The 15,989-nt window shown below is 66.0% G+C and carries 16 protein-coding genes; 6 read left to right on the forward strand and 10 right to left on the reverse strand.

Annotated features, from left to right (window positions below; all coding sequences use genetic code 11):
- Window positions 1-15: 15 nt before the first annotated feature.
- Window positions 16-966: a PDR/VanB family oxidoreductase gene (locus tag QA645_RS27915; RefSeq protein ID WP_283044698.1), complete on the reverse strand. Its 951-nt coding sequence runs from the start codon at window positions 964-966 to the stop codon at window positions 16-18.
- Window positions 967-1,153: 187 nt separating this feature from the next.
- Here QA645_RS27915 and QA645_RS27920 point away from each other — a divergent pair, with 187 nt between their 5' ends.
- Genes QA645_RS27920 through QA645_RS27940 form a run of 5 tightly spaced genes read left to right on the forward strand, consistent with a single transcriptional unit; the run spans window position 1,154 to window position 6,534 of the window.
- The gene (locus tag QA645_RS27920; protein WP_254192983.1) at window positions 1,154-1,297 is read left to right on the forward strand and encodes a hypothetical protein; all 144 of its coding nucleotides are present in this window, start codon (window positions 1,154-1,156) and stop codon (window positions 1,295-1,297) included.
- A gap of 29 nt (window positions 1,298-1,326) precedes the next feature.
- The gene (locus QA645_RS27925; protein ID WP_283044699.1) at window positions 1,327-2,979 is read left to right on the forward strand and encodes an ABC transporter substrate-binding protein; all 1,653 of its coding nucleotides are present in this window, start codon (window positions 1,327-1,329) and stop codon (window positions 2,977-2,979) included.
- Between the two features lie 11 nt (window positions 2,980-2,990).
- Window positions 2,991-4,001, forward strand: a complete 1,011-nt coding sequence (locus QA645_RS27930; RefSeq protein ID WP_254130477.1) for an ABC transporter permease — start codon at window positions 2,991-2,993, stop codon at window positions 3,999-4,001.
- Window positions 3,998-4,840 (forward strand): ABC transporter permease, encoded by an 843-nt coding sequence (locus QA645_RS27935; RefSeq protein WP_283044700.1) that lies wholly within the window; start codon window positions 3,998-4,000, stop codon window positions 4,838-4,840. Before QA645_RS27930 ends, QA645_RS27935 begins: the two co-directional genes overlap by 4 nt.
- Window positions 4,819-6,534 (forward strand): ABC transporter ATP-binding protein, encoded by a 1,716-nt coding sequence (locus QA645_RS27940; RefSeq protein WP_283044701.1) that lies wholly within the window; start codon window positions 4,819-4,821, stop codon window positions 6,532-6,534. Before QA645_RS27935 ends, QA645_RS27940 begins: the two co-directional genes overlap by 22 nt.
- 10 nt (window positions 6,535-6,544) lie before the next feature.
- On the opposite strand, the gene QA645_RS27945 is transcribed toward QA645_RS27940, so the two are convergent.
- The gene (locus QA645_RS27945; RefSeq protein ID WP_283044702.1) at window positions 6,545-7,558 is read right to left on the reverse strand and encodes a DUF2891 domain-containing protein; all 1,014 of its coding nucleotides are present in this window, start codon (window positions 7,556-7,558) and stop codon (window positions 6,545-6,547) included.
- A complete protein-coding gene (locus QA645_RS27950; protein WP_283044703.1) occupies window positions 7,555-8,478 on the reverse strand; it encodes a hypothetical protein in 924 nt (307 codons plus the stop codon). The genes QA645_RS27945 and QA645_RS27950 overlap by 4 nt, the downstream gene beginning before the upstream one ends.
- A gap of 90 nt (window positions 8,479-8,568) precedes the next feature.
- Between QA645_RS27950 and QA645_RS27955 the strand changes: the two genes are divergently transcribed.
- On the forward strand, window positions 8,569-9,483 hold the full coding sequence (locus tag QA645_RS27955; protein WP_283044704.1) for a LysR family transcriptional regulator: 915 nt from the start codon (window positions 8,569-8,571) through the stop codon (window positions 9,481-9,483).
- Window positions 9,484-9,508: 25 nt separating this feature from the next.
- On the opposite strand, the gene QA645_RS27960 is transcribed toward QA645_RS27955, so the two are convergent.
- The 7 genes from QA645_RS27960 to QA645_RS27990 all read right to left on the reverse strand — a co-directional run bounded on the left by QA645_RS27960 (window position 9,509) and on the right by QA645_RS27990 (window position 15,981).
- Complete coding sequence (locus QA645_RS27960) at window positions 9,509-9,910, reverse strand: VOC family protein (protein ID WP_283044705.1); 402 nt, start codon at window positions 9,908-9,910, stop codon at window positions 9,509-9,511.
- Window positions 9,911-10,043: 133 nt separating this feature from the next.
- Window positions 10,044-10,826, reverse strand: coding sequence for a class II aldolase/adducin family protein (locus tag QA645_RS27965; RefSeq protein ID WP_254130471.1), 783 nt, complete (start codon window positions 10,824-10,826; stop codon window positions 10,044-10,046).
- Between the two features lie 16 nt (window positions 10,827-10,842).
- Window positions 10,843-11,835: an NAD(P)-dependent oxidoreductase gene (locus QA645_RS27970; RefSeq protein ID WP_283044706.1), complete on the reverse strand. Its 993-nt coding sequence runs from the start codon at window positions 11,833-11,835 to the stop codon at window positions 10,843-10,845.
- Window positions 11,836-11,976: 141 nt separating this feature from the next.
- Window positions 11,977-12,360 (reverse strand): ferredoxin family protein, encoded by a 384-nt coding sequence (locus tag QA645_RS27975; RefSeq protein ID WP_283044707.1) that lies wholly within the window; start codon window positions 12,358-12,360, stop codon window positions 11,977-11,979.
- Complete coding sequence (locus tag QA645_RS27980) at window positions 12,357-13,961, reverse strand: FAD-binding protein (protein WP_283044708.1); 1,605 nt, start codon at window positions 13,959-13,961, stop codon at window positions 12,357-12,359. The genes QA645_RS27975 and QA645_RS27980 overlap by 4 nt, the downstream gene beginning before the upstream one ends.
- Window positions 13,962-14,035: 74 nt before the next feature.
- The gene (locus tag QA645_RS27985; protein ID WP_254130467.1) at window positions 14,036-14,356 is read right to left on the reverse strand and encodes a ferredoxin family protein; all 321 of its coding nucleotides are present in this window, start codon (window positions 14,354-14,356) and stop codon (window positions 14,036-14,038) included.
- Entirely contained in the window at window positions 14,353-15,981 is a 1,629-nt protein-coding gene (locus QA645_RS27990; protein WP_283044709.1) for an FAD-binding protein, read from the reverse strand. The genes QA645_RS27985 and QA645_RS27990 overlap by 4 nt, the downstream gene beginning before the upstream one ends.
- Window positions 15,982-15,989: the final 8 nt, after the last annotated feature.

Consider the following 15,989-nt stretch of genomic DNA (forward strand, 5'->3'; position numbering starts at 1 on the left):
CGTGCCTCGCCTCCCTCATAGATCCAGCACCAGACGTTCCGATTTCGCGCGTGACACGCAGATCTGCATGACCTTGTTGGATGCCTTCTCGTCGTCGCTGAGAATGACGTCGCGATGGTCGGGCACCCCTTCGATCACGCCGCACTGGCAGATGCCGCAATCGCCGCGCTGGCAGTCGTAGAGCACGTCGAGCCCCGCCGCTTCCAGGGCCTGGATGATGGTCTGGCCGGCCGCAACGCTGACGATCTGCCCCGACGATTTGAGCTCGACCTCGAACGGCCTGTCGGGCGAACCCGGCTGCTCCGCCTTGAAGAGCTCGTGGTGCACGCGGTCGGACGGAATGCTCCCGGCAAGCGCCGCCGCCCTCACCGCTTCGATCATGCCCGCCGGACCGCAGACGTAGACGTGGGAGCCTACGGCTGCGGCGCCGAGCGCCGCCGCAATGTCCAGGCGGGATTCGTCGCTGTCGTAGTGAATGGACAGGCTTTTGGCGCAGATCTCCTGGAGCTGCGGCACGAACGCCAACAGTCCTTGCGCGCGGCCGGCATAGTGCAGGCGAAACGGATTAGCGCGGGCGGTGAGCTCCGCCGCCATCGACAGGATCGGCGTGATGCCGATGCCGCCGGCAAACAGCAGCGCAGGCGCCGCGTCCTCGTGCAGATGAAAATTGTTGACCGGCGCGCTCGCCTTGACGACGTCGCCGATCTTCAACGCATGCATGAACTGTGATCCGCCGGTCGACGCCTCCTCGCGCAGCACCCCGAGCGCCAGCGCGCCCTCGGGCAGGCCCGGCAAGGCCATCAGCGAGTACGGCCGGTCGCCTCCATCGGGAAGCGCCACGCGGACATGCGCGCCTGCCTGCCATCGCGGCACGACGCCGCCATCCACGTCGAACACAAGGCTCCGTATGAACGGCGTCTCCGCGGCATACGACCTGACCTTGAGCTTCAGCGGATGCGCGTCCATTCAGGCATCTCACGAATTATATGAATTTGCATATTTTTAGACATGTAATAATTGCCTGTCAATCGTCCATCCGGGGACAGGTTCCCGGAATCACACCTCCCGGATCGACGCTCACGAGGTTGTCCCACGGCAATCGCGTGTTCGGTCGAAGGCCAGCGCGATCGCGCGCGTTCGTGCCGGCGACGAAATGGACGTCGCGCGCATTGCCCTGACGCCGGGACGTTTGTTGTCGATCTCGCGCGAAATTTGGAATGGCCAGGTCCGTTGGTTTCGCCTCTCCTATGCGGAAATGTCGATCGCTTCGCGCGTCTCCATGACTGCGGCGCCTTGATCGACGTCACCAATCATCAGGGGCTATCCATGACCGCGCGCTTCTCTTCGCTCTTGCTCTCCCGGCGTCGCCTGTTGGCCGCGACCTCCGTGGCGGCAGCCATCGCCTTGACGGCCGTGACGGGCCTGTCATCAGCGCGAAGTGCCGGCGCTGCGCCGAATGGCGGCAACATCACCTTCCTGATCGACTCGCTCGGTGGCACCTGGATTCCGAACAACAGCTCCATCTCCAGCTTCCAGGGTCACATCTGGGGCCACGTGACCGACAAGCTCGTCTACGTCGATGCCGACGGCAAGGTCAGTCCGTGGATCGCCGAGAGCTGGGAACAGAGCAGCGACGCCACCCAGTTCACGCTGCACCTCAAGAAGGGCGTGACCTTCTCGGACGGCACGCCACTCGATGCTGCCGCCGTCGTCGCCAATCTCGACATCTGGTACGCCGGCCGAAAGAACGAGGGCATCAACCCGGTTGGCCTGTTCCCGAAGACCTACGACCGCGCCGAGGCGGTCGATGCAACGACCGTAAAGGTCGTCTTCAAGGCGCCGACGCTCGGGTTCATCCCGACGCTCGGCTACCATGGTTCGATCCTCATCTCACCGAAGAGCATCGCGCAACCCGCCGCCCAGCAGGCAGACCTCTCCAAGACATCCGGTAGCGGACCGTACGTGGTCGCCTCCTGGAAGGAGGGCGACTTCGTCAAGCTGGTCAAGCGCAAGGACTACAATTGGGGGCCCGCCGCCGTCGGCCACACCGGCCCGGCCTATCTGGATTCGATCACCTACAAGATCGTGTCCGAGCCATCGCTGCGGGTCGCCGCCGTTCAGTCCGGCCAGGCCGATGTCGCCTACAGCCCCTCGCCGCAGGAATTGAAGTCCCTCAAGGACGCCGGCTTCACCACCGCAACCCCACGCTATCTCGGCTTCGTCAACGGCCTTGCGGTCAACACCAAGCTGGAGCCGTACAACGATGTGAAGGTGCGGCAGGCGCTCCAGGCCGCCATCAACCGCAAGGAGATCATCGACACCGTCTATACGCCCGACTGGAAGCTGGCGACGTCCTTCATCCAGAGCAACGTGCCCGGTGCGACCGACCACAGCGACCTCCTGGCCTACAACCCCGCCAGGGCGGAGAAGCTGCTCGACGAGGCCGGCTGGACCAAGGGCACCGGCGGCATCCGCGCCAAGGACGGCAAGCAGCTGACGCTGACGCTCTACTCCAATCCCTACCTCGCGACGGCGAAGGCGATCGACGAGCTCATCGCACAGCAACTCGGCAAGATCGGCTGGAAGGTGACCATTCGGGCCTATGACGTCGTGACGTTCGGCGAGAAGGTCCGGTTCGGCGGCCCCGGCGTTGCCGCCTACGAGGTGACGCGCAGCTTTATCGACGCCGGCACGGTGGCGAGCATCCTGACCAATGCCAACAACGGCGAGGACTGGTTCGCGCTCGGCGACAGCGACAAGAAACTCAACGATCTGCGCGACAGGATTGCGGGCGCCTCTTCGGCCGAGATCCGCAATCCGCTTCTCGACGAGCTGCAGACCTATGTCCTCGAGCAAGGCTACTTCATCCCGCGCACGCAGATCGTCCAGCGCATCTACGTGCAGTCGCCGAAGCTGAAGGGCGAGGTCTACAACGGCGTCGCCTATGCCAGCTATTACACGGCAACGATCAGCGAGTAGGAGCTGACGGCATGAACAATGCCTATTTGTCCTATGCCGCAAAGCGCCTGGCGCAGGCGCTCGTCGTCATCCTGCTCGCCTATGTCTTCACCTTCGTGGTCGTCAGCATCCTGCCCGGCGACCCCATCACCAACGTCCTGCGCGATCCCCAGAACGGATTCACCGAAGACGAGATCAGGCAGATCATCGCCGCCCAGGGTCTGGACCAGCCGATCCCGATCCAGCTCTGGACGTCGCTGTCCCACTTCGTGACCGGCGATTTCGGCCTGTCGATGCGGTCCAACCGGCCGGTGACGACCCTGATCGCCGAGGTTCTTCCCTCGACGATGATCCTGGCATCCGCAGGCTTCGCCGTCGCGCTCCTGCTCGCCGTGACGATCGCCTACGGCACCCAGTTCGTTCCCAAACGCTTCGGCCAGGGTTTGCTGCGCGGCTTTCCGTCGCTGTTCCTGTCGGTGCCCAACTTCGTGATCGGCCTGGTGTTGATCCACACCTTCGGTTTCCAGCTCGGCCTTTTCCGCGTGATCGATCCCAATAGCTTCTGGGCGACCTTTTTTGCCGCGATCGCGCTCGGCATTCCCATCTCGGCGCAGATCGCGGAGGTGCTGATCGCCAATCTCGACCACGAGTCCGCCCAGGAATACGCCGCCGTCGCACGCGGCCGCGGTCTCGGCCAGGCACGGCTCTTTGCAAAGCATTTGCTCAAGCCGTCCTCGCTGCCGGTCATCACCATCGTCGCGCTCACCATCGGTGAGCTGCTCGGCGGCTCGTTGATCACCGAGACCGTGTTCGGGCGCACCGGCATCGGCAGCCTGGTCCAGCGTTCGGTGAGCACACAGGACCTGCCGGTCCTGCAAGCGGTCGTGTCGCTGGCCGCGGTGGTGTTCGTGCTCGTCAATTTGATCGCCGATCTCGTCTATCCCCTGCTCGATCCGCGCGTGAAGCTGATCGGTGGCGTGAAGCACCGCCCGACCACGGCTCAGGACAGCTCTGCCGGGGCGACCCAGGCGGCGGCATCATGAGCAGCATCTCCTCCTCGCCACGGGCTTCGGCGACCGGCTGGCTGACAAGCCTCAGCATCCCGCCAACCGTCGTGCTCGCCTTCGCGGTGATCGCGCTGGTGATCGCCTGGTCGCTCGCCCCCGGCCTGTTCACGAGCCAGAGCCCGTTCAACGGCGTTCCCGCCGACAAGCTGCTCGCACCAGGCGCCGAGCACTGGTTCGGCACCGATCATCTCGGCCGCGACCTCTATACCCGCGTCGTCTATGGCACCGCGTCCTCGGTGCGGAGCGCCCTCATCGCCGTGACGATCGCCGCGGTCACCGGCGGGCTCATCGGGCTGCTGGCGGGCTTCTTCGGCGGCTGGGTGGATATCGTGTTCGCCCGCCTCGTCGACGTGCTGCTGGCGATCCCGAACTTCCTGCTGGCCGTCATCGTCGTCACCGCGATCGGTTTCGACACGACCAACGCGGCCATCGCCACCGGCATCTCGGCCGTGGCCGTGTTCGCGCGGGTGATGCGCTCGGAGGTGATCAAGACGCGGCAGGCGACGTTCGTCGAGGCCTCATTCCTGCTCGGCGGTTCGCGCTGGCACATCCTGTTGCGGCATGTCCTGCCGAACGCGTCACGCTCGGTGTTCCCGCTCGCGGTCCTGCAATTCGGTCTCTCGATCCTCGTCATCGCCAGTCTTGCCTTTCTCGGCTACGGCGACCCGCCGCCCGCCTCCGACTGGGGCCTGCTGATCTCGATCGGCAAGGACTACCTCAAATGGCCGTGGTTGGTGTACGCGCCCGCCTTCGTCACGATCGCGACCGTGCTCTCTGTGAACAGGATCAGCCGATGGCTCCGCAAGACGGACTAACCTTCACCTTCAACAGGACCAAAGTCATCGCGCCAACCCCGCTGCGCTCGATTCCGCTGCTCAGGGTCGATGGCCTGTCGGTCTCCTACGGGCCCCACGAGGTCGTGAGCAACGCGGGATTCGAACTGGGCCGCGGCGAGAGCCTCGCGCTCATCGGAGAGTCCGGTTCGGGCAAATCCACCATCGCCCGCGCGGTGCTGCGGCTGCTCCCCAGCAACGGACGCGCCACCGGCCGGATCGTGTTCGACGGTCAGGAGGTGCTGGGAATCTCCGAGCGCGGCTTCCGGCCGCTGCGCGGACGCGCCATCGGGTTCGTCCCCCAGGATCCCGCCAACGCACTCAACCCGGTGCGGACGATCGGCGCACAGGCGCAGGAGGCGGCGGCGCTGCTGGATGAGCCCGACAAGAAGATCCGCAAGCAAATTATCCTGGAGACATTCGCGCAGGTCGGGCTCGACAATCCCCAGCGCGTGCATGACTCCTATCCTCACCAGCTCTCCGGCGGCATGCTCCAGCGCGTCCTGATCGGCCTCGCCGTGCTCCCTCGCCCGGCGCTGCTGGTCGCCGACGAGCCGACCTCGGCGCTCGACGTCACGATCCAGAAACGGATCCTCGACCTGCTCTCGCGGCTCCAGCAGGAGCTGAATATCGGCCTGCTGCTCATCACCCACGATCTTGCGATCGCCGCCGAGCGGGTCAAATCGCTGGTGGTGCTCAAGGACGGTGTCGTCCAGGAGGCGGGCAAGACCGCGACGGTGTTCTCCTCGCCGGCTTCGTCCTACGCAAGGAAGCTGCACGCCGACGTGCCGGCGCTGAACCCCGATCGTTACGCGGGACTGCGCGACCCGGGCTTCCGCAAGACGAACCCCGGCGCGCCCCCGAAGATCGAGGTCCGTGCCGTCACCAAGACCTTTGCGGTCGACGGGGAGACGCTGACGGCCGTCGATGACGTCTCGTTCGCTGTTCCCGCCGGCACCACGCATGCGCTGGTGGGCGAGTCGGGCTCGGGCAAGACAACGACGATCCGGCTGCTGCTCGGGCTGGAGCAGCCCGACACCGGGACCATCTCGGTCGCCGGCGAACGACTGACCAACCGCTCGCCGAAATCGCTGCGCACGGTGTGGCGCCACCTGCAACTGATCTACCAGAATCCCTTCACCTCGCTCGACCCGACCTGGACGATCGAGCGGCTCATTCGCGAACCGCTCGACCGGTTCGAGATCGGATCGCACAAGGAGCGGGACGAACGGGTCCGCCAGGCCCTGGCCGATGTCGGGCTCGGCGCGCACTTGCTCGGCCGCAAGCCGGGAGCCTTGTCAGGGGGCCAGCGCCAGCGCGTGGCGATAGCCCGGTCGCTGGTCCTCAAGCCTGACGTGATCGTGCTCGACGAACCGACGTCCGCGCTCGACGTCACTGTTCAAGCCGACATCATCGAGGTCCTGCTCTCGCTGCAGGCCGATCTCGGCCTGACCTATGTCTTCGTCTCCCATGATCTCGCGCTGGTACGGCAGTTCGCCCACACCGTCTCGGTGATGCACCGCGGACGCATCGTCGAACACGGGACCGTCACTGAAGTCTTCGACAATCCCCGGCAGTCCTATACCCGGTCCCTGCTGGCTTCGATCCCGTCAGGTGGCAGCGGTATCGCGCAAGCGCCGCGGCTGCGCCCTCAGCTGGCCATGGCTGGAGATTGAGCGAGAGGGCTCATTCCTCACGATCGAGCGCAAGGACAGCAAAGCTCGCCAGCCAGTGCTCGCCCATATAGTGACTGGCGAGATGGGGAAGACCCGCGGCCAGATGCTCCTGAGCCGCCGCATGGGCAATCGCGCGCCGCGCGTCGTCTGCCGGCAGGGCATCGCCGAGAGAGCGCCAGCACCAGGCCCGGCTAAGATTGAGCCCGTCGAGATGAGCGATCTTGCCATCGGAGCGATCGGTCACCGTCGCAGGCCGGAACAGCGTTGCCGGCTGTCTGTCGGCGAGACGCGGCAGAAACCGGTCGAACCACTGCAAGAATGCGTCCGGCGGCATCAGGCGCCGCATGCACTCGGCCTCGATCAACGCGGAAGACTGGAAATCGTCGCCGCTGGGCTCGCCCCAGGCCGGACAGTCGCGATCCTCGCCATACCAGCGCAGCGCTGTTTCATGCAGCAGCCTGGCGAGTGCGTCATCCTGTTTCAGGCCGGCGTAGTCAGCCGCCATGCGCAAGCCGAACGCCGTGTTGAAGTGGGTACCGACGCGCACGGGATAGGTCGCGCGCGGCAGGAAGTCACGAAAGCGTTGCGCGATGACCTCCGCCAGCGGTGCAAGGCTGCGCGCCCAGCGATCGTCGGACTGGCGTTCGAGTTCGGTCGCCAGCTTCAGCAGCCAGGCCCAGCCATAGGGCCGCTTGAAGCCGCGCGCAGTCGGGCGGGCAAAGTAGGCGCACTCGGCGGCGACCTTGTCGGGAACGAATTGCGCGTCGAACAACGCGCGAATGTCGGTTGCCGACGCGATGTCGGGAAAGCGGCGCAGCAGCCGCGCCAGCATCCAGTAGCTGTGGACGCAGGAGTGCCAGTCATAGCTGCCGTAAAAGATCGGATGCAGCTGGCTCGGCGTGCGCGCATCGGCCGGTTCAGCCAGCGCATGATCCACATTGTTGGGATATTCGCGCCCGACATGGCCGAGGGCGATGCCGGCGAACTGCGCCGCGTGTTCGCGGGTGAGACGGGACGTGGTCATGCTCTGGCCTTTCGTTTGTCGCGGCCGATCAGGGTCTCGATCAGGCGCGGCAGGATATAGATCGGGAACTGGGTCGCGGCGAAGTATAGAGCCATGCGTGGCGAGGCGGCAGCGCCGAGGGCCGACCAGACCAGCCCGACATTGCGATTGCCGAGTATCAGCCCCACCGTCAGGCGCTCGGGCAGAGTTCCAGGCAGCAGCACCGCCCCCGCAATTTGCAGGGCCACATTGCAGGCGAACGCAAGGGCAACACACAGCGTTGCACCCTGCACATCCGCGGCGATCTGCGCGCGAATGCCGGCCATGGTCGCCACCGCAAAGACCAGAAGCGCGGCGACGATGGTCCCGTCGACCACATCGCCATGGGCGGCGAGAATCGGCGCCGCATGGCGGCGGAGCAGGAAAGCAAGGCCTTCGGCGCTCCCGATCAACAGCGCCAGACGCAGCGCGAGCTCGAACGCGCTGATCTCGAGCCCGCCGAACCAACCGGCGAGAAGCGGGATCGTGACCGGCGCCAGCACCATGGACAACACCGTCACCACCAGCGGCACCGCGCCGTCGAGCCCGAGCATGCGCGCCACCGCCGCGGTACCGCTCGACGGCGGCGCCGAGACGGCGAGCACGATCGCAAGCGCGAGCTCCGGAGCAAGGCCTGCGGCACGACCGGTCGCGCCGATCATCAGCGGACAGCCGACCATGACAATTGCCGGCAACAACACGGACAGCGATGGCCGGCGCAACGCGGCGACGACCGCTTCGCCATCGATTCGCAGCAGCGTCCCGAGCACGATCAGGAAGATCGTCGCCGGCATCAGCGGTCGCGCCAGATCCGCGAGTGCCGGACACACCAGGCCGAGCAGGACGCCCAGGGCCAACAAGGTCGGTCCGCGCGGGATGAGGCGCAGGAGGGAGGGTTGCATACGCCTCGTCCAATCGGGGTCTTCCACCCCAATAGACCACTCTCTGCTGCATTCTTGAAATCGATTTTATATATGCCTACCATTGCCCAAATGAATTTGGCTTCCGTCGATCTCAACCTCCTGGTCGCCTTCGAGGCGCTGATGGAGGAGCGCAGCGTGACCCGCGCCGGCGCGCGCGTCGGTCTCGCACAGCCCTCCATGAGCAGCGTCCTGACCCGCCTGCGGGCCTTGTTCGGCGACGATCTGTTCGTGCGCTCGGCGTCGGGCATGCAGCCGACGGCCAAGGCCCTCGCGCTGGCCCGGCCGATCAGCGAGGCACTCGGACAGATCAGAGGCGTGCTCGCGCCTGGATCAGCCTTCGATCCGGCAACAGCCCGCGGCCGCATGTCCATTGCGGTGACCGATTATGGCGACCTCGTCGTCGTGCCGCCGCTGGTCGCGGCACTGCGACGGGAAGCGCCCGGAATCGATCTCGTGGTGCGTCCCATCATCGACACGGCTTTGAGCGTCGCGAGCCTCGAGCACGGCAATATCGACGCATTGATCGGCGGCCATCTGCCCGCCTCCACGCGCATCACCCGGACGACGCTGTTCGAGGAGCATTTCGTCTGCATTCGCGACGCCAGACGCGCCAAGCGGAAGGCCCGGCTCAGCAAGGACGACTACACCCGGCTTCCGCATGTCCTGTTCTCGTCGGCCGGCGGCGACGGCCTTCCGGGCGCGATCGACACCATGCTGGCCCGGCACGGACGCAAACGGCGCACGGCGGTCACGCTCGCCCATGTCGTGGCCGTGCCGTTTGCGGTTGCCGGCACCGATCTCGTGGCCACCATGGCCGAACGCATCGCCCGGCGCTTCGCCTCGCCAGCAGGCGTATCCGTCGTTCCGCTGCCCTACGATGTGGAGGCGTTCACGATCGACCTTCTCCATACCCGCCGGGCCATGACCGACCCGGCGCTGCGCTGGTTCATCGAACTGGTCAATCGTGTTGGCAGGACGCTGTAGCGAACGACGCCCGGCCAGCAGGCTGCTATGTCCGTCCAATCAGCTGCGCGATCTCCCAGACATGCCCCGAAGGGTCGGCAAAGGACGCCGTTCGCCGTCCCCACGGACGGTCGATCGGGCCATTGAGCAGATCGACGCCAATCTCCCGCAGGGCTGAGCAGACCTGATCGACGTCGCCGACCCTGATCGTCAGGAGTGCGCGCGCCCCTGCGGAGGACCGCGCGACAGGCAGCGGCTCGACAAGCGGCGGTGCCCGAGACACGTCGAGCAGGTTGATCAGGAGTCCACCAAATCTCAGCACGGATGAGACCGCATCTTCCCAGACCGTCTCGGACGCGAACACTTTCGCGTAGAAGGCTTTCGCCGACGCAATGTCATCGACGAACAACGTGATGACTTCGACTTCGCTTGGCAGACCAATGGTCATGTCGCCCTGCTCCTCAGCGTTGCAGCATCGGCCTGCGTGAACGAAGCAGGCCGCGCATCGTGATATCTCACGATGTCGCGGCCTGATGCAATCGCGGAGAACCGGGTAACGGCCCGGCCCGGACGCCGTGTGCCTAGTTGAACAGGTCCGGTTCCGCCTCGGTGATCCAGTCCCACAGCGGCTGGAAGCTGAAATAGCCGCCCTTGTGGGTGCCGACCTGCCGCGACGTCAAGCTGGCGATCTCGTGCGGGATCGGCTTTGGCGTGCCGGCGGCCTCCGCGAGCAGCTGGGCGCGCGCGGCGTTGTCCATGGCGATGTACCACCAGGCCGCGGCCTCGATGGTCGGTCCCACCGTGAGCAGGCCGTGATTCTGCAGGATCGCGGCCTTCTTGGACCCCAGCGCCTGCGCGATCTTGCGGCCCTCTTCCGCTTCCAGCACGACGCCGGAGAACGGATCGAACAGCACGTGATCCTCGTAGAAGGCGCAGGAGTCCTGCGTCAACGGATCAAGCAGCCGGCCGAGCGCCGACCAGGCCTTGCCGTAGGTCGAATGCGTATGCGCGGCCGCGATCACGTCCGGATGAGCGGCGTGGATCGCAGAGTGGATCACGAAGCCGGCCTGGTTGATCGGCTTGTCGCCGATCAGGATATTGCCGTCGTGGTCGACGAGCTGAAGATCGGACACCTTGATCTGGCTGAAATGCTTCGACAACGGGTTGATCCAGAACCGCTCCGGAAACTCCGGATCGCGCACGGTGACATGGCCTGCGAGGCCTTGATCGAAGCCGTAGCGCGAGAACAGCCGGAACGTCGCGGCGAGACGCTGCTTGCGGTGCAGCCGCTCCTCCTCGAACGTCGCCGCCGGCGTCCGCTCGACCAGGGAGTATTTTTTGGGTTTCTCGACGACCTTGTTCATTGGTGCGGCTCCTTCTCTAGTATTCGAGGTTCTTGTCGAAGACATCGGCCAGCGGCACGCCATGCGCATAGGCATCGAGATTGACCAGCGTCTTGTCGGCCAGCCGTCTGACGTCCTCGCCTCCCGTCCACGAGACGTGCGGTGTGAGGACGACCTTGAGATGGTGATAGATCGGATCGCCATCCAGCGGCGGTTCGGGATCCGTGACATCGAGCGTGGCGCCGGCGATCCGGCCCTCGTCGAGGGCTTGCAGCAGCGCGGACTGATCGACGATCCGCCCGCGCGCGACATTGATCAGATGCAGCGACTCCTTGGCCCGCGCCAGCACGTCGGCGTTGATCAGACGGGCCGTCTTCGTCGTCGCCGGCAGCGCCAGGACGAGATGATCGGAGACCTCGACCAGCTGCTCGATGCTGTGGACGGGCTGGATGCCCGGAAGAACGTATGGCCAGGCCGACCGCCTGAGAACCCTGATGTTCACGCCGAACGGCTTGACCCGCTCGGCAACGGCACGACCGATCGCGCCAAAACCCGCGATGCCGATCGTCTTGCCGCTGAGCGAGCCCAGCGGGGCGATCCTCCATTGCTCGCGATTGCGCGGCCGGATTTCGTGGATGCGCTTTTCGAAGCCGAGGATCGCGGCGAGCACATATTCCGCGATCGGATCGGCCGAGATGCCGCGGCCGACCGTGACGACGGGCCCGTCGAGCAGCCATGCCGGAAAGAAATCGACGCCCGTCGATGCGGTCTGGATCCAGCGCAGGCCGAACGGCCAGCCTGCTGGCTTCTCCGCAGGCGCCTTCTGCCAACCCGCCAGCGGCCGTGTCAGCAGCACGTCGGCCTCGGGCGCGACCTCCCACGCCGCACGATCAGCGGGATGATCGATGATCAGCGGACGCGACCAGTGCTCGGCCAGCGCGGCACGAACCTCCGCGCCAAGCTGATTGACGATGATCGGCGATCGCACGCTGGTGGAGGCGCGCCGGCTTTCAATTCGAGGAGTGTTCATGTCACGCGTTCATGATGGTAACGAGACGGACATGCTAGGCGCTCGATGCAAGATAGTCTTTTCAAAGATCAACGGCATCGGGCAACAACAGGACGACCGGTCTCGACGAGGCGCAAGGATTCGTCTCTGCACGCGGCTCTGTTATTTCCTGCCGGCGATGTCGGGCTGCTGCGCTTTGGGCCGAGCCGCGGCCTCGCCGGCGCGGCGGAACACGGTTTCCATCAGCCATTGCTCGTTGGGAAACTGCTCCGCCCATTCGTCCCAGCCGGAGTGCTTGCGGTATTGGCCGAGACGACCGGACGCCAGCACGTCCTCCCTGCTCACGGAGACGCGGCGGTCGCAATCGGGCGCGACATAGATCGCATCTGCACGACAATAGAGCTCGCACATGAAGCAGGTCTGGCAATCCTCGACGCGCGCGAGGATGGGCAGGCCGTCGCCGCCGCGATCGAGCACGTTGGCCGGGCAGACTTCGATGCATGCTCCGCAATCGGTGCAGCGCTCCGCGACGATGAGTTCGATCATGACACTGCCTCGAGTTGATCCGGCCGGACGCTTGCTGATGGACGGTCGAGCGCGACCCGGACTTGGTCCAGTCCGCTGCTGAGCAGGCGACCGGCCAATTGCGGATCCCGTGCGGGATAGTCCTCACGCCGATGAAGGCCCCTGCTCTCCTTGCGCGCAGCCGCCGTGGCCACCGACCAGCGCGCCGTGGCCAGCAGCGCCGCGGTTTCGCGCAGCGCGATCGAACCGTCCTGGCCGTGATTTGCCACCTCACGCCACAGGTCTTCCAGGACGCGCGCGGATTCCGTGAGCCCTTTTTCCGTGCGGAACAGATTCTTGTCGAACGGGTGCATCTGGGCGCGCACGACGTCTCTGGCTGACGCAACATCAACGGCCTTGGGCAGACCGCGCGGGCGCAGCCCGGCCCGGCCAAGCGGCCGCAGCTCCGTCAAGCGAGCTTTCGTGCCGCGCGCCACGCGCGCGGCTGCGCGGCCCGCGAAAGTGCCGGACGACAGCGCCCATGCCGAATTGACGTTGCCGCCGCCGGAGATCGCGCCGGCGACCTTCTCGCGCGATGCATTGTCGCCGGCGACGAACAGTCCCGGAACCGACGTCGCGCAATCCAGATCATGCACGCGCACGCCACCGATGCCGCGGATGGTGCCGTCATTGTGCAGCGTGACTTCGAACCGGTCGCGATAGGGGTCCACTCCCCAGCGGTCGAACACCAGCGGCACGTTCGGCGAGATCGTATGCAACCGCACCTTGATGTCGTCGGGCAGGCGGTCCAGCAAGCAGTAGACCGGCCCGCGCTGCAGTGCCCGGGCAAGACGGACTGTCTGATCGGGACCAAACGGCAGGTCGAGCTCGTTGCCATCGGCGTCGGAGTAGGTCGCAAAGGCATAGGCCATGCTGCGCGTCATCGTGGAATGCGCCGGCGCAATGGTGTAGGCGGCGGTGAACTCCATGCCGGACAGTTCCGCGCCCGCCTCGGCCGCCATGAGGTAGCCGTCGCCGGTATTCGTGCGGGATCCCAATAGATGCGACAGAAAACTGGTCCCGCCCGCCGCGAGCACCACCGCGCCCGCTTCGATCCGATAGGCGCGGCCACCATCCTGCCGGCGCTGCCCGCGCGCACCGCCGATCGATCCATCGGCGCGCGCCAGCAGCTCGATCACGGGCGAATGATCGAGAATAGTGACCCCGTGATTCAGCACGTGCTGGCGAAGCGCCCGCATATATTCCGGCCCGCGCACTGCGCGGTAGTTCACTCTGCCCTCGTCGTCCACGCCGAATTTGTAGGACGGGGCAAGCGTCGGCAGCGTGCGCCAGGTCTGGTCGAGGATGCGATACATCCATTCAGCTTCGCCAAGGCCGAGCCCGGCGGCGACGCGATTGGCAACAACGGCGTCCCGCGCCGTGGGAGGATCCGGCGGCACCCACCAATGGCCCGGCCCCGCGGCGGCCGTGACGCCACTGGTGCCGCAATAGCCCTTGTCGGCCAGGACCACCCTCGCCCCCGCCTGCGCAGCAGAGACCGCCGCCCATGCGCCGGCCATTCCGCCGCCGACGATCAGCACGTCAGCCGTGATCGACAGCTCTTCGAGCGAGGACGACACCATGATCTCCGCTTTTATCTCGCGCACCCGCCTGACACGCCCGTCGTCGCCGACGTGCGGTCCGGTTGGCGCAAACTTCAATGACCGAACAGCCGATAGCTCCGATCGGCCGCCCGGAGGTGCCGGTTCTCATCGGTCCAGCCGACCGCGCGCCGGTAACTTCCCAACACGGCGGCTTCCTTCAGTGCGGCCACATCGACCGCTTGCGGCGCTTCGGCAAAGGGAGAAACAAACAGCGCATCTTCCGGACAATAGAGCTCGCACAGGAAGCAGGTCTGGCAGTCGCCCTGGCGGGCGATGACGGGAATGCCGTCGGTCTTGTCGAAGACGTTGGTCGGGCACACGTTGACGCAGATGTCGCAGGCCGTGCACCGCTCTGTATCGATGACCTCGATCATTCGGCGGCCTCCGAATAATGGGCAGACGCGAGCGGACGCGTCGATGTCCAGACATCGTCGAGCCCGCCGGTCGTCACGAGATGCAGGTAGCGATCATCCGGCTCGGGATAATCGTCCCGGCGATGCATTCCCCGGCTTTCTTGGCGCGCCAGCGCGCTGCGATACATCCAGCGCGCGGTCGCAAGCATGGCAGCGGCCTCGCGTCCACGCAGCAGCTCCTGGTCGTCCGGCGCATCGGCGCGCGACGCCTCGGACCACAGGCCATCCAGACGACGCAGAGAGTCGCCCAGTCGCCCGGCCTCGCGGAAATAATTCAGCTCGTAGGGGAACACCTCGTCCTGAACGCTCCGCGCAAGCGCGCCGCCGTGCAACGGCGGCCCGCTGCGGTCGTGCAAACCAACCGTGCCGCGTCGGAACGCCTGACGCCCGATCGTCGTGCCCAGTTGACGCGCAAACTCGGCGGCGCCCTCGCCGGCCCAATAGCCCGAAGACATCGCCCAGGCCGCGTTGTGGCTGCCGCCGCCGGTGAAGCCGCCGCAGATCAGTTCGCGGGTCGCAGCATCGCCTGCCGCGTAGAGGCCCGGAACGGTGGTCGCGCAACTATCGTCGACGATGCGCAGACCGCCCGTCCCGCGAACGGTCCCCTCGAGGCGAAGCGTGATCGGGAAACGTTGCGCGAAGGGATCGATGCCGGTGCGGTCGAACGGGAGAAAGAAGTTCGGCTGCGACGCGCGCATGTGCCGTTGGGTCTCGGCATCGGCCTGGTCGAGTTGGGCATAGACAGGCCCCTGCCGCAGCGCGCGCGCAATGACCGACCGGCCGCCCTTCGACGACGCTCCGGGAATGACGCTGCCCCGCTGATCCGTAAAACTCGCCCAGCTGTAGAACAGGGTCTTGGTCACCGATCCGAAGGCCGGCGAGATCGCGTAGGCGTTGGAGAACTCCATGCTGGTGAATTCCGCACCCGCTTCCGCCGCAAGGAGATAGCCGTCACCGGTCAGCACGTTCGAGCCCAGCGTCTTGCTGAGGAATGCGCATCCGCCGGTTGCGATCACCACGGCCTTGGCGTTGACCACCCAGCGGTCGCCTTTCTGACGACGCAGGCCCGCAGCGCCCGCAACCACGCCGCTGCCATCGACCAGCAATTCTAGCGCCGGCGAATGATCGAGGATGGTGACGCCGGCCTGTTTGGTCCGCTTGCGCATCAGGCGCATGTATTCGGGGCCCTGCAGCGAATTCCGCTGCGGCTTGCCGTCGTCATCGGCGGGATAAGGATAGCCCCAGTCGGCGAGTTGGTTGCTCTGGACGTAGGTGCGGTCCAGCACCCGCGCCATCCAGCGGCGATCCTGGAGATAGCCGCCCAGCTTCTCGCGGCTGGCCATCGCCGCCTCCCGGCGTTCGGGAGCGGGGTCGACGTACCACACACTGGTGCCGGCCGCCGCGGTCGCCCCTGACGTGCCGCAAAATCCCTTGTCCGCCAGCACGACGCGTGCGCCGTGCCTGGCAGCACTGATCGCGGCCCACGTCCCCGCGGGACCGCCGCCGAGCACCAGCACATCGGCGTCGAACACAATCGAACCTGCCGAACTCGACAGCTTCTCGGCACCGCCAGATGAATTCGTCATCGCTCGTC

This window comes from Bradyrhizobium sp. CIAT3101, assembly GCF_029714945.1.
In the GTDB taxonomy this organism is placed as follows: domain Bacteria; phylum Pseudomonadota; class Alphaproteobacteria; order Rhizobiales; family Xanthobacteraceae; genus Bradyrhizobium.

What these genes read in the sequence shown, in the direction of transcription:
- QA645_RS27915 (WP_283044698.1), bottom strand. Translation starts at nt 966, where the DNA reads ATGGACGCGCATCCGCTGAAGCTCAAGGTCAGGTCGTATGCCGCGGAG.
- QA645_RS27920 (WP_254192983.1), top strand. Translation starts at nt 1,154, where the DNA reads ATGGACGTCGCGCGCATTGCCCTGACGCCGGGACGTTTGTTGTCGATC.
- QA645_RS27925 (WP_283044699.1), top strand. Translation starts at nt 1,327, where the DNA reads ATGACCGCGCGCTTCTCTTCGCTCTTGCTCTCCCGGCGTCGCCTGTTG.
- QA645_RS27930 (WP_254130477.1), top strand. Translation starts at nt 2,991, where the DNA reads ATGAACAATGCCTATTTGTCCTATGCCGCAAAGCGCCTGGCGCAGGCG.
- QA645_RS27935 (WP_283044700.1), top strand. Translation starts at nt 3,998, where the DNA reads ATGAGCAGCATCTCCTCCTCGCCACGGGCTTCGGCGACCGGCTGGCTG.
- QA645_RS27940 (WP_283044701.1), top strand. Translation starts at nt 4,819, where the DNA reads ATGGCTCCGCAAGACGGACTAACCTTCACCTTCAACAGGACCAAAGTC.
- QA645_RS27945 (WP_283044702.1), bottom strand. Translation starts at nt 7,558, where the DNA reads ATGACCACGTCCCGTCTCACCCGCGAACACGCGGCGCAGTTCGCCGGC.
- QA645_RS27950 (WP_283044703.1), bottom strand. Translation starts at nt 8,478, where the DNA reads ATGCAACCCTCCCTCCTGCGCCTCATCCCGCGCGGACCGACCTTGTTG.
- QA645_RS27955 (WP_283044704.1), top strand. Translation starts at nt 8,569, where the DNA reads ATGAATTTGGCTTCCGTCGATCTCAACCTCCTGGTCGCCTTCGAGGCG.
- QA645_RS27960 (WP_283044705.1), bottom strand. Translation starts at nt 9,910, where the DNA reads ATGACCATTGGTCTGCCAAGCGAAGTCGAAGTCATCACGTTGTTCGTC.
- QA645_RS27965 (WP_254130471.1), bottom strand. Translation starts at nt 10,826, where the DNA reads ATGAACAAGGTCGTCGAGAAACCCAAAAAATACTCCCTGGTCGAGCGG.
- QA645_RS27970 (WP_283044706.1), bottom strand. Translation starts at nt 11,835, where the DNA reads ATGAACACTCCTCGAATTGAAAGCCGGCGCGCCTCCACCAGCGTGCGA.
- QA645_RS27975 (WP_283044707.1), bottom strand. Translation starts at nt 12,360, where the DNA reads ATGATCGAACTCATCGTCGCGGAGCGCTGCACCGATTGCGGAGCATGC.
- QA645_RS27980 (WP_283044708.1), bottom strand. Translation starts at nt 13,961, where the DNA reads ATGGTGTCGTCCTCGCTCGAAGAGCTGTCGATCACGGCTGACGTGCTG.
- QA645_RS27985 (WP_254130467.1), bottom strand. Translation starts at nt 14,356, where the DNA reads ATGATCGAGGTCATCGATACAGAGCGGTGCACGGCCTGCGACATCTGC.
- QA645_RS27990 (WP_283044709.1), bottom strand. Translation starts at nt 15,981, where the DNA reads ATGACGAATTCATCTGGCGGTGCCGAGAAGCTGTCGAGTTCGGCAGGT.